We start from the raw sequence: 13,353 nt of genomic DNA, 5'->3' as shown, positions 1-13,353 counted from the left end.
AAACTAATAAGAACGTAGTATTGTAATTTTATAGTACGATTTAAAATGTGCAAATACTTTTGCAAAGGTAATTGATATGTAAACACGAAGTGTCAGTGTTTACAATATGTACAGCGTGATTTTAATTTTTTCAAGTTGCCAGTTTTAGTGTTTTTTTCGCTATTTTTGCTCTATTAGGGAAGTTTTTTGCTGATCTGCAAGTGAGGATTTTCCGGTAAATTTGTTTATTTGTATTACATTTGAGCACTAAAAAGGGCTCTTAAAGAGCCCTTTTTAATATTACTTGTCTTGTTTACTTAGACCTTCAGTGGTCATGATAATACGTTTAAGTGTGCCATCTTCGTTGTAATAAAGCGGCTCAATCGCCACTGAACGGCGAAAACGCCCGCCACTTGGTTTGCCATCAATTGGTGGTACGGCACCAGTATGGTAAATAAAGTAGTCTTTACCTTTGTATTCGATAATTGATTGGTGGTTGGTTTCGCTGTTACCTGCGATCTCATTCAAGATACCTTTATATTCCCACGGGCCATGAATGCTTTTGCTCATGGCATAACAGATCTTCTCAGGGAACTCACATGCGTACGATACATAGTAGTTGTCGTTTTTCTTATGAACCCATAACGCTTCGGTAAAGTTAGGTAAGTCTAGCGTTTTAATTTCACCATCAAGAGACAGCAAGTCGTCGCTTAGCTTTACGTATTTTGGCATTAAGTTACCAAAGAACATGTAAGTATCGCCGTTTTCTTCTGTATAAATAGCAGGGTCGATGTCGTCCCAATCATTTGGTGTATGCTTGGTCATGTCATCGGTAACCAGTGCGTGACCAATCGCATCTTTGAATGGACCTGTTGGTGACTTAGAAGTTGCAACACCAATTGCAAAACCTGGTTTTGTGTCGTTGTGACGAACGGTTGTAAAGAAGTAGAAAGTGCCATCACGCTCAATCATGTGTGAAGCCCATGCTTCACCTTTAGCCCATTTAAAGTCTGTTGCTTTCATGATTGGGCCGTGTTTTTTCCAGTTCACCATATCTGTTGATGAAAAGGCTAACCAGTCATGCATTTCAAAAAACACGTCATTATTAGGTGCTTCATCATGGCCTGTATAAAGGTATACGGTGTCATTGTGAACAAGTGCAGCAGGGTCTGCAGTAAATACATCGGTAAATAATGGGTTTTGTGCAACAGCTAAGCTGCTAGAAAAAAGTAATGGTAGCGCTAACGCTTTCAATTTCTTCATGAGTGTCCTTAGTAACTAATAATTGTTGTTTGAACTGCAGCTTTTTCGACCCAGAGCTCTCTCTAAGTGACCAGATAATACACTGTGTACGCCTGATTATACTGAGTAACTGATTGTTTACATCGAAACAAACTAGTAAAAGTGCAGCAAAAAATAACTCTATATTGTATTATTGTATTTTAATCATAGTAGCATCAAAATACGCTGGGTAAATAACTTGTTAGCCCTTTTTTGTTGCTCTGGATGAGTGAAAGACAAATTAAATAAGCAAACGAACAATCGCTAAGTGGCTGATAATAATGGGTCTTAATAAATTCCCAAAACAAAAACGCAGCATGCTTTGAGTTTGTAACATGCTATAATTGCAACGTTTTTTGTAAACATAATGGCAGTTATTTTAATTTAGCTTTTTGAGTTGACTGTTAAATAATCATACAATATGATTAAAGTTCAGGCAGCAATGTATTAACATAAAAATATAGACACACTCGCGCACCGTTTTGACAACACACGATGCACAATGCAGTGGTCACTCTTCGGTAACTGAATGGGGAAAGTTCAGCGGACCGATATAACTATAATTTGGAGAACACCGCTTATGTTTAAAAGAACACACATAGCCAGTGCTGTAGTTATGGCATTTACCTGTCAATTTGCTTTTGCACAGGAGGAAGCACCAAACACTCCTGAGAATAACGTCGATGAGATGGAAGTTATTCAAGTATCAGGTATTCGCGGCAGTTTAAACAAAGCGTTAGATGAAAAACGTGCAAGCGTTCAAATCGTGGATGCAATTGTTGCTGAAGATATTGGTAAATTCCCTGATAATAACGTAGTTGAAGCATTACAACGTGTAACGGGTGTACAAACAACTGGCCGTGGTGCTGGTGAAGTAAGCGCGGTTTCAATCCGTGGTCTTACTGATGTTAATACCACAGTTAATGGTCGCGCTATCTTTACAGGTGCGGGTCGTGATGTGGCGCTGCAAGACATTCCTGCAAGTTTACTTTCAGGCGTAACAGTTTATAAAACCCGTTCGGCGGACCAAATCGAACGCGGTATCGCAGGTGCGATTGATATTAAAACTCACCGTCCTTTCAACTTCGAAGGTGAAAAAGTTGTTTTAGCGGCACGTGCGATTTACTCAGATCAACCAGATGAAGTTGATCCAAATATCAGTGCATTACTCTCTAACCGCTGGGAAATTGACGGCGCAGGGGAGTTTGGTGCATTAGTTAATCTTTCATACGCTGAAACACATTACCGCGATGACACCATCACAGCGGGTGCTGCATTCCCATTCTTTACTGATAAGCCACAATACAACTACTCACCGTATTCACGTGTTCCAAATGAATTCTGGACTCAAGGTACTGAGTTAGGTCTACCTACTGCGGCTGGTTCTACTTTAGACGTAAATGGCGAGCCAACAGAATACCTACTTGCACGTGATGCTATTTTTGGTACTTCATATACAGGTCTTCGTAAGCGCCCGGCTGCGTCTGTATCTTTACAGTGGGCACCAGATGAAACCCTAGAAATCACAGCTGAAGGTTTCTACACAGGTTACGAAAACGAATCGCAAAACGCGATGTGGTTCTCAAATACGTTTGAAAATGGTAACGGCTTTATTGAAACACCAACTGTGTTTGATGGCACTAATGTAATTAAAGAAAAGCAAGCGATTGGCGCTGGCGGTTTCCAAAGTGGTGACTTTTCATATGGTAAAACAGATAGCTACTTATATGCGCTAGGTGCAGAGTGGCAAGCAAGCGATTACCTAACTATTAATACAGAAGTTGTTTACCAAGACAGTGAGTACGAAACAGATTTCTTCGCAATGCGTTTTGATCGTGTAGCGACGGGTCTTGACGTTGATTTTAATGATAAAGACGGCGTACCAGGCATCGCGTTTTGGGATGATCCAAACACAGCGGTAAACGAAGCTGATATGGCTGCTATCGAAAACTGGAATGCTGGCACTATTTATGACAATGGCGGCGGTAACGCGGGTGATGCATTAACTTTCACATTTGATGCTGAATACCTAATTGGTGGTACTTATTTTGATAAAGTGAAATTCGGTGGTCGCTACGAAAAACGAACTGCGCAAGAGTACACACGTGGTCAAGATACTGGTATTGCCAACACATCTGTAGCTAGCTTAATTGAGCAATTAGCTGCAGCTGGGGCATCTGGTGATGGTTCTGGTATTGTGTTCCAAGTTGATGATTATTTCGATGGCCGTGCTGACGTCTTTGACAGCTTTGTAACTGCTGACGGTGGTTACATGCTAGATAACGGTGATGCTGTTCGTAGCGTATACGGCCTTGAAGCTGAAGACGTATACAAAACATTTGATATCGAAGAAAACTCATACGCGCTGTATGCAACAACTAACTTCTTCTTAACGGAAGATATTAGCGGTGAGTTTGGTTTACGTTATGTAAGCTACGAGCAAGACATGGACTTTGTTGCTGAGTCTGGTGGCATGAACTCAAATGTATTTGAAGAAAGCTCAGCAAGTGCAGATAGCAGCGCATTACTACCAAGCTTAGTACTTAACTGGAACATCACTGATGATGTAGTGGGTCGTGTTGCGTACACAGAAACATTACGTATGCCTAACTTTGCTGACTTGAACGCGCTGCAATACTGGTACGATCCATTAACAGAAGGTGCTACATACGGTACAGGTAATGGTGGTAACCCAGAGCTTAAACCAACAGAGTCAAAGAACTATGACGTATCACTTGAATGGTACTTCGCAGATACAAGCTCACTTTACGCGGCTTACTTTTACCGTGAAATCGAAGGCTTAGTTGTTGCAGGTCGTAAGCAAGTTGTGCGCGAGGGCGATGATGGCGTAACACGTCCATACGTATTGAGTGCACCAGTGAATGCTTCAAACGGTGAACTGTCTGGTTTAGAAGTTGGTTTAGTTTACTTCCCTGAAAACCTACCAGAGTACTTAAACGGCTTTGGTGTGCAAGCAAGCTACACGATGCTTGATTCAGAACAAGATACACCAGAATTCAATGAGCTAGGTGAAATTTCTGGTTATGTAGATTCGCAAATGACAGGTGTTTCTGATGAATCTTACAGCATCGTAGGTATCTACGAGCGTGATTCATTCGACATGCGCTTATCTTATGTATGGCGTTCTGAGTTCTACACAGGGAACGAAGCAGCAATCTTTGCTAACCCAATTCAGTTCTGGAATCGTCCTGAGCAAAGCTTAGATTTCCAATTTAGCTACAATGTGAATGATGACTTTGTTGTAACCTTTGATGCAACGAACATCCTAGATGACGTATATCAGAGCTACTACGGTGAAGGTAACGACAACCTATTTAACTTTGGTAACGGTATCTACTCACGTACATTCGCACTAGGCGCACGTTATTCTTTCTAAATTTCTTTTATAGACCTAAAAACCCCGGCTTTGCTGGGGTTTTTTATTGGTTTTTATAAACCAAACCATCGGTCGAAAAGAGTTGCGATTTAATAAGTATGATAATACTATTAATTAGATTAGCATTAAATTTACAAAAATAACGAACGCAATGGCCAAGCTGTGTAATATCTAGGGCTATAAATTTATTTGATACGCAATGTTGAAAGCTTTTTAGCATTGCTTGAAATAGTGAGCGGCGGCTCATTATTGACCAATTAGGGTGTTGTTGTATGGAATCTCAAAAGTTATCCGTTGTAGAAAAGGTCGGCTTTGGCGCCGGCGACATGGCAGTAAATGTCATGGTTGCAGCGTTATTCTATTTTATGTCTTTCTTTTACACCGATATCTACGGACTTGATCCGGTTGATATGGGTGTGTTGTTCTTAGTGGCGCGTTTTGTTGATGCCTTTACCGATCCATTAATGGGGGTGATCACCGACAAAGTGAAAACCCGTTGGGGTCAGTTCCGTCACTGGTTCTTATTTTTATCTGTGCCTTATGGTTTATCGGTCGTACTGTTATTTACCACGCCTGATTTCGACTACAACATGAAGTTAGCGTGGGCTTATGCCACGTACTTGTTTGCGACCTTGATGTTTACCGGTGTTGCTATTCCTTATATCTCTTACATTGGTGTATTAACTGCCGATCCAAAAGAGCGTTTGTCAGCTAATGGTTACCGTATGTTCTTCGCTAAGATTGCTAATGTAGTGATCGTATTTTCAGTGCCGCTACTTGCCTCATATTGGGGAGATGGCAGCTTGTCGTATGGTTATAAACTGGCAATGGCATTGGTATCGGCATGTGCCGTAGCACTATTTTTGTTTTGCTTCTTTACTACTCGCGAACGTATTACCCATGAGCCACAAACCGAAGGTGTACTTACGCAATTAAAAGTACTTATTAAAAACGACCAATGGTTACTACTGTGTGCAGCATGTGTACTTGGTACGCTTGGTTATGCGATTCGTGGCAGTGTTGCTATGTATTACGCAACCTATTACTTAGGTGTACCAGATTTAGCAGGTGCCTTTACCAGTGCGGGTATTGCAGCATCTATTGTCTCAATGGTGGCAAGTACGTGGATCACCCAGCGTTACTGTAAAATGAAGCTATTCCGTCAATCACAAATCGCCGTGCTATTTATTTCATTGCTAATGTATTTTGTAGTGCAACCGGGCGATGTAATGATGGCGTTTGTGCTTTATATCATCTTGTCATTTGTGGTTGATTTACATGCGCCAGTGTTCTGGTCTGCAATTGCTGAAGCCGTTGATTACGGTGAAATTAAAGACGGCGTTCGTGCATCGGGTCTATCGTTTGGTGGTATTTCATTCTGCCAAAAAGCCGGGGGCGGTTTAGCGGGCTTAGCGGGTGGTTTATTACTGGCATTTTTTGAGTACAAGCCTAACGTTGAGCAAACTGAATTTACCCTTATGGGCTTAGCACTGATGCTAACTATCATTCCGGGTGTTTTCCACGCCTTACTAGGTCTGATTTTGAAAAAATACAAAATTACCGATGAGTACTATACGGATATGGTTATTCATAAGCGTCTACCAAAATAACCACTCTTTAAACGCACACACTAAATAAGTGTGTGCGCTTTGCTCTTTAAAATAACAATTTGCTGGGAGACAACAGTATGAACACATTCAAGGTTAGCTATTTAGCAAGCGTTTGCGCTGCAATTTTAACTGTGTCCGGTTGCAGTGAAATGCCAACAGACAGTAAACAAGCCGCTTCAGTGGAGCATGCTGAACTTACCAGCGAACAACATTTATTTGCCCTAAATCAAGTAAGTTTAAGCGCCAGCCCGTTTTTACATGCGCAGCAAACGAATGTGCGTTATTTATTAGCTCTTCGTCCTGATCAGCTGCTTGCTCCTTATCTGCGTGAAGCCGGCCTTGAACCAAAAGCGCCTAACTATGGCAACTGGGAAAGTACTGGCCTTGATGGCCATATTGGCGGTCATTATCTTTCAGCCTTAAGCCTTGCGTGGGCAGCCACAGGTGACGAAGAATTAAAGCAGCGTTTAGATTATATGCTAAGCGAGCTAGATCGCGCCCAGCAAGCCACTGGTGGTTACTTAGGCGGTATCCCAAATGGCGATGAAATGTGGCAGCAGATTGAAAAAGGTGAAATCAAAGCCGATTTATTCAGCTTAAATGACCGCTGGGTACCGCTTTATAACATAGATAAAATTTTCCATGGCTTGCGTGATGCATACGACGTAGCAGGCAGTGATAAAGCCAAACAAATGCTATTTAAGTTAGGCGAATGGTTCTTAGCGACCACTGCCAAGCTAACTGATGAACAAGTTCAACAAATGTTGTATTCAGAGCATGGTGGCTTAAATGATGTGTTTGCTGATATGTACTTTATCAGTGATGATGAGCGCTACTTAAAGCTAGCCCGTCAGTTCTCTCATAACATCATCATTGAACCCTTATTACACAAAGAAGATAAGTTAACTGGCCTACATGCCAATACGCAAATTCCAAAAATTATTGGTATGTTGAAAGTAGCAAATGCCAGCGATGACAAAGCATGGCAGCAAGGTGCTGACTTTTTCTGGAAAACAGTCAGCCAAGAGCGCTCAGTATCAATTGGCGGTAACTCAGTACGTGAGCATTTTCATGATAAAAGTGACTTCACGCCAATGGTTGAAGATGTTGAAGGTCCAGAAACCTGCAACACTTACAACATGATGAAACTGAGTAAGTTATTATTCTTAAAAACCGGTGATACGCGTTATTTAGACTATTATGAGCGCGCCACATATAACCATATTTTATCGTCACAACACCCAGAGCATGGCGGTCTTGTTTACTTTACCTCAATGCGCCCTGGGCATTACCGCATGTATTCGTCAGTGCAAGATTCAATGTGGTGCTGCGTAGGCTCAGGTATTGAGAATCACAGCAAATATGGTGAGCTGATTTATAGCAATACCGGTAAAGAGCTATGGGTGAACTTGTTTATTCCAAGCACGTTAAATTGGCAACAGCAGGGTTTGCAGATCACGCAAGACAGCCAATTTCCAGATGATAACAAGGTTTCACTGACCGTGAATCGTTTGTCTGAGGGGCAAAGCACTGAGTCGGTAATTCATATTCGTAAACCGTCTTGGCAGCAAGGTGAGCTGAGCTTTACTTTAAATGGACAAGCTGTAAGCGCAACCGAAAAAGACGGTTATTACAGTATCAGCCATGCATGGCAAAGCGGTGATAAGCTTGCCTTTGAGCTTAGTCCTAAGCTTTATACTGAGCAGCTACCTGATGGCCAGCATTATTACTCTGTGATGTATGGGCCTGTTGTAATGGCTACCAAAGTACAAGCATTTGCAAATGAGCAGCTTAACTTTGTTGCCGATAATAGCCGCATGGGCCACATCGCCGCGGGGCCGACTTGTCCGCCAGAAGCTCTACCAATCATGCTGAGTGAGCCAGAAAAATTTATTGCCGATCTTACTCGTAAACCGGGCCAAGAGCTCGCATTTATCGCCGATAAAAATGTGGCGATTGCCAAGCAAGGTATCGATAACACTAAGAGCACAGAGCTAATTCCGTTCTTCCGCTTACACGATAGTCGCTATCAAGTGTATTGGCCGCAGCAAAGCGAAGCAGAGTTCACGCAATTTGTTGCCGATGCAAAAGCGGCTGAGCAAGCGAAAGAACAGCTTCGTTTATTAACCGTTGATCAAATTACGCCGGGTGAGCAACAACCTGAAGTCGAACACGACTTTAAAGGTGAAGGAACCCGTGCAGGTGTTAATAATGGTCATCACTGGCGCGATGCGACAGGTTGGTTTGAGTATCAGCTTAGTAACCCAGAACAAAAAGCGGTTGCTTTGCGTGTTCGCTATTTTATTGGCGATGTAGATCGTCATTTCTCTATTAATTTAAATGGTGAGCAATTAGCTGCAGTTAGTTTGCCTGTAGGTAAACCAACGGATGAGTTCTACACCATTGATTACCCATTAACAGAAGCAATGAAAAAGTCGAAAACGCTTACCTTACGTTTTGCTGCCGACAAAGATTCTGTTGCCGGTGGTATCTATGGTATTCGTTTAATCAACGCACAATAAAGAGTTGGCTATGTTAAGCAACAATGTGTTTGCGACGGCTAAAGAGCATGTTTTACCGTCGCTTTTAGATAACAGCGCTGAGCAACACAGTTTTTACCAAACGCCGACAGGGCTTGGTTATAGAGTGATTGAGCAAGGTCAGGGGGATAAACCTAGTTGGGATGCCACTGTGACTGTGCATCAACGCGTTACCCTTACAAATGGTCGGGTGTTGTTTGATACTCGAAAGCAAGGTGCTGCTGTAGAGTACGAAATTGCAGAGGCGATTGTGGGCTTGCAAGAAGCGTTGCAACTAATGAATAAAGGCAGCCGCTTTGAGGTGCTAATACCTGCGCATTTGGCGCGTGATGTGTACAGCGCATTTATTGAAGAAAAGCATCAGCAAGGCTGCCAAAGCCCCATGCTCGTTGATATTACCTTGGTTGATTTTAGTTGATAACACCTACTTTCAACCTCAAACGAGGTCATTAAAGAAAATAAAAAACCTGCAATTTTGCAGGTTTTTTTGTGTGTTGAATAATTACTTTTTAAGCTTGGTTTTAAGCTTATTTAGGTCGGCTGGGTTAACAACCGGCCAATCGTTTTTCCAGCTCATAGGTAAAATACGTAGCTTTTGCACGCCGTTATCGGCTGTTTCGTAGGCGTGTAATACTAAATAGTCTTTACCATCAAAGGTGTACGCAGCATTATGACCAAGAGCAGCCCAGTCTTTGTTACCTTCAATCACTAAACTGCCACCGCCATCAACCATAGAGCGACCTTGTTGATCTAAGTATGGGCCTTCGATGTTTTTACTGCGACCTACGCGTACGTTGTAAGTACTCTCTACGCCACGGCAGCATTTATCAAACGACACAAATAGGTAGTAATAGCCGTTCTTTTTAAAGATATAAGGTGCTTCAATCGGGCCATGTTCCGTGTTTGGACGACTCGCAATGTGATGCCACTTTTCAGGTTTTGCTAAGCGCACCATGTCATCATCAAGTTGTACTAGTTTAAGGCCGCCCCAGAACGAACCAAAGCTCATCCATGGTGTGCCATTGTCATCTTCGATTATTGCAGGGTCGATAGCGTTCCAATCGTCACGTTCAGGCACTGATTCAACCACTATGCCGTAGTCAATCCACTTGTAATCAGGTGATGATGGGTCAAGGGTTTCGTTAACCGTTACACCAATTGCCGAAGTGTTTTTGCCAAATGCAGAGACTGAGTAATAAAGGTAAAACTTACCATTTTTCTCATACACATCAGGTGCCCATAAGTGGCCATCAAAGCTTGGTGAAATACGCTTTGCCCAACTTGGCTCGTCTTTAAAAACGCGGCCTGTGAGTTTCCAGTTGGTTAAATCTTTCGATTCATAATAGGTAATACCAGGGCCTGTGCTAAATACATAGTACGTGTCGCCCTCTTTGGTCATCACCGGATCGTGTACTTCAACTTGCTTTGCAGAAACGGCTGCGGCAGAAAAAAGTAGCCCTGTTGAAAGCCACTTCATTGCGTGTGTCACCTTACTTACGGGTCTCATGCTTGAATACCTTTTGTTGTTTTAACTCTTGTGTTCATTCAGCTACTATATAATATGTAATACAATATTAACAATAAAATCGAGACGAAATACAGGACACATTATGCTCAAAAAATTATCTCGGCTAACGCTTCTTAGTGCGTTAAGTGCCTCGCCATTGTCAGCCCTTGCTGATGCTAATAGTAGCAAGACTTTAGCGCCAATTGATAACCCCATTGTACTCAAACGTGCTGATCCTTGGTTAGTTCGCGATGATAAAAGTGGCTGTTACACGTTTATAGGTAGTTCGCCGAAATTTGATGAAATTGAGCTGCGCCAAGCTTGTCGTTTAAACGATTTAAAATTAGCTGAGCCGAAGGTTATTTGGCAAAAGCGTGATAAAGGCCCAATGAGTGTCAATATTTGGGCCCCTGAGCTACATAAGATTGATGGCAGTTGGTATATCTACTTCGCCGCAGGTGATATCGAAAAGCCGTTCAGTATTCGCATGTATGCACTTAAAAACGACAGTGCTAATCCGATGCAAGGTGAGTGGCAAGAAATGGGGCAAGTAACTAGCCACCTTGATAGTTTTTCGCTTGATGCCACAAGTTTTACGCACAATGGTAAGCGTTACATGATTTGGGCGCAGCAGAACCAGCCTGCAACTTATAACTCGGCTTTATGGTTAGCTGAAATGGACTCTCCAACATCAATTAAAGAACCCATTATCGCGATTACTGAGCCAACCCTTGATTGGGAAGTGCAAGGCTATAAGGTGAACGAAGGTGCTGCAGTAATCACCCATGGCGATAAAATATTTGTCACTTATTCAGCCAGTGCCACCGATCATCGATATGCGATGGGCTTGCTATGGGCAGATGTGAATGCTGATTTACTTGATCCTGCTATCTGGCATAAAAAGGCTGAGCCGGTGTTCACCACCAATGCTGAGCTAGGTCGTTTTGGCCCTGGGCACAACAGTTTTGTAAAAGCTGAAGATGGTGTAACCGATTTAATGATTTATCACAGTCGTGACTATAAAGAGCTGAAAGGCACACCGCTTACAGACCCAAATCGCCATTCGCGAGCACGCATTATTACGTGGGATAAAAACGGTTTTCCTGTGTTTTCACCAGAACTCGCTGATTAAAAAAGGGCGCCAATTGGCGCCCTACAACTTTGGGAACGAACGATTACCAGAAGCGGTAGTAAATAAAGGCAGTAATACCAATAATACCCGCGGTATGAATGTAATCCCACTTATCTAAGCCGGCAGCTACTTCTTTCATAGTTGCTTTATCTAGGCTTGAGAAAGTAAGACCTTTCAATTGTTCTTCGTCTGCTTGTTTGGTGAAAATACTTACCACAATCATAATCGCAACGACCACGACAAATAGCAGAATACAGTAATATAACCAGTTCATTGTGGTGATCCACGCAAATGATGAACCTGTTAAATCATCTTTAAATGGCAGTAATACTAAGCGGATCATACCAAGCACAAAACCTGATACTAAGCCCACAAAACCCGCTGTTGGAGTGATGCGTTTACTACATAAACCTAGTAAAAATACCGCAGCAATACCTGGTGCAATAAGAGACTGCACACTTTGCAGATATTCATAAAGCACATCGGCAATTAAGCTCATGACGGGTATCCACAGAAGACCTAATACAACAATCACGATAGTGGCAATACGGCCTACTTTCAGAAGGTGCTTCTCAGATGATTCTGGTTTGAATTTCTTATAGAAATCAATGGTAAATAAGGTTGCTGATGAGTTAAATAATGATGCTAAAGAGCTCATAAGAGCTGCTACTAAACCACCAATTACAATCCCCTTAACGCCGGCTGGTAATAGCTCAGCAACTAAAGTTGGGAAAGCTTGGTCAGCACTTTCATAGCTAATAATACCTTTAACATTCAATGCGTATGCAATCATGCCTGGTACTAAGAAGATAAATACAGGAAGTAATTTTAGGTAACCAGCAAACATGGTACCGCGACGCGCTTCTTTAATGCCTTTTGCAGATAAAACACGTTGTACGATGTATTGGTCGGTACACCAATACCAAAAACCAATAATGAATGAACCAAATACAATGCCAGGCCATGGGAACTCAGCATCTGAAGCACTGCGAATAAGGTGCATATTAGCATCGTTGATACGCTCAACTTCTGCCCAGCCACCTACTTTATCTAGACCAACAACTAATATGACTAAGGAGCCAATAATGAGTACAGGGGTCTGCAACACCGAGGTCCACATAATGGCTTTCATACCGCCAAGTACCGTATAAATACCGGTGATAACCACTAGGCCAATCGCTGAAATCCAGAAGAAGTCGATGCCCCAAATGCTCTCAATACCTAATATTGTTTTAAATGCGATACCGCCGGCATAAACCGTTACCGCAACCTTGGTTAGTACATAACTAATCAATGAGATAACAGATAAGAAGGTACGTGATTTAGAGTTAAAGCGGCGCTCTAAGAATTCAGGCATGGTGTAGACTTTACTACTCCAATAGAAAGGTATGAAAATCCAACCGAGCAGTAGAATGATCCACGATTGCATCTCCCAGTGAGCCAGTGCCATACCCGATTGTGCACCTGAACCTGAAAGGCCCACTAAATGTTCCGAGCCAATGTTCGATGCGAAAATAGAGGCACCAATCACTAACCAACTTGCATTACGACCCGCTAAAAAGTAATCAGCGGTGTCTTCTTCTTTTTGTCGCATAGACATCACGACAACGCCTAGTAACAGGACAAAAAATCCTGCTAGCACTGCCCAGTCTAAGGTACTTAGTTCGACCATCGTGTGTTCCACCTAATTTTGAAAGAGAATTTTGCTTTTTTAGTTGTTGAATAAAAATATTATATTATAAATAGGTTAAGTGAAAGAGATTTGTTAAAATAAGGTGACAGTCTGTAGGTGAAATGGCGACTATGTTGTTCGAAATATAGACACTTGTATTAGGTTGTTTTTTGCTTGTTATTGATTTTAATCAATTATTTCCAGGATGACGGAATAGCTTTATAGATGTATCATA

Annotated in this window: 8 protein-coding genes; 5 read left to right on the top strand and 3 right to left on the bottom strand. The window is 42.1% G+C overall.

Translation table 11 applies throughout. The features are described from left to right. Positions 1–279: 279 nt before the first annotated feature. Positions 280–1,242, bottom strand: a complete 963-nt coding sequence (locus VRK28_RS11345; protein WP_054562986.1) for a glycoside hydrolase family 43 protein — start codon at positions 1,240–1,242, stop codon at positions 280–282. A 598-nt stretch (positions 1,243–1,840) separates the two neighbouring features. Here VRK28_RS11345 and VRK28_RS11340 point away from each other — a divergent pair. The 4 genes from VRK28_RS11340 (at position 1,841) to VRK28_RS11325 (ending at position 9,225) form a co-directional block, all read left to right on the top strand. Next, a complete protein-coding gene (locus VRK28_RS11340; protein ID WP_063528794.1) occupies positions 1,841–4,657 on the top strand; it encodes a TonB-dependent receptor in 2,817 nt (938 codons plus the stop codon). Between the two features lie 272 nt (positions 4,658–4,929). Beyond that, positions 4,930–6,267 carry an MFS transporter gene (locus tag VRK28_RS11335; RefSeq protein WP_054552279.1) on the top strand — a complete coding sequence of 446 codons (1,338 nt, stop codon included), beginning with the start codon at positions 4,930–4,932 and terminating at the stop codon, positions 6,265–6,267. Between the two features lie 77 nt (positions 6,268–6,344). After that, positions 6,345–8,789: a glycoside hydrolase family 127 protein gene (locus tag VRK28_RS11330; protein ID WP_332393948.1), complete on the top strand. Its 2,445-nt coding sequence runs from the start codon at positions 6,345–6,347 to the stop codon at positions 8,787–8,789. Between the two features lie 10 nt (positions 8,790–8,799). After that, the gene (locus tag VRK28_RS11325; protein WP_054562982.1) at positions 8,800–9,225 is read left to right on the top strand and encodes an FKBP-type peptidyl-prolyl cis-trans isomerase; all 426 of its coding nucleotides are present in this window, start codon (positions 8,800–8,802) and stop codon (positions 9,223–9,225) included. An 84-nt stretch (positions 9,226–9,309) separates the two neighbouring features. Here VRK28_RS11325 and VRK28_RS11320 read toward each other — a convergent pair whose 3' ends face one another. After that, complete coding sequence (locus VRK28_RS11320) at positions 9,310–10,284, bottom strand: arabinan endo-1,5-alpha-L-arabinosidase (RefSeq protein WP_233999108.1); 975 nt, start codon at positions 10,282–10,284, stop codon at positions 9,310–9,312. Between the two features lie 133 nt (positions 10,285–10,417). Here VRK28_RS11320 and VRK28_RS11315 point away from each other — a divergent pair, with 133 nt between their 5' ends. Next, positions 10,418–11,446 (top strand): glycoside hydrolase family 43 protein, encoded by a 1,029-nt coding sequence (locus VRK28_RS11315; RefSeq protein ID WP_332393947.1) that lies wholly within the window; start codon positions 10,418–10,420, stop codon positions 11,444–11,446. Positions 11,447–11,489: 43 nt separating this feature from the next. Here the strand turns inward: VRK28_RS11315 and VRK28_RS11310 are convergent, their stop codons facing one another. After that, positions 11,490–13,118 (bottom strand): sodium:solute symporter, encoded by a 1,629-nt coding sequence (locus VRK28_RS11310; protein ID WP_332393946.1) that lies wholly within the window; start codon positions 13,116–13,118, stop codon positions 11,490–11,492. Positions 13,119–13,353: the final 235 nt, after the last annotated feature.

The sequence above is a fragment of the Pseudoalteromonas sp. P80D2 genome (assembly GCF_036680945.1).
Taxonomy (GTDB): Bacteria; Pseudomonadota; Gammaproteobacteria; order Enterobacterales; family Alteromonadaceae; genus Pseudoalteromonas; species Pseudoalteromonas shioyasakiensis.
The sequence above is the reverse complement of the archived record's forward strand: the minus strand, read 5'-3'. Positions and strand labels throughout refer to the sequence as shown.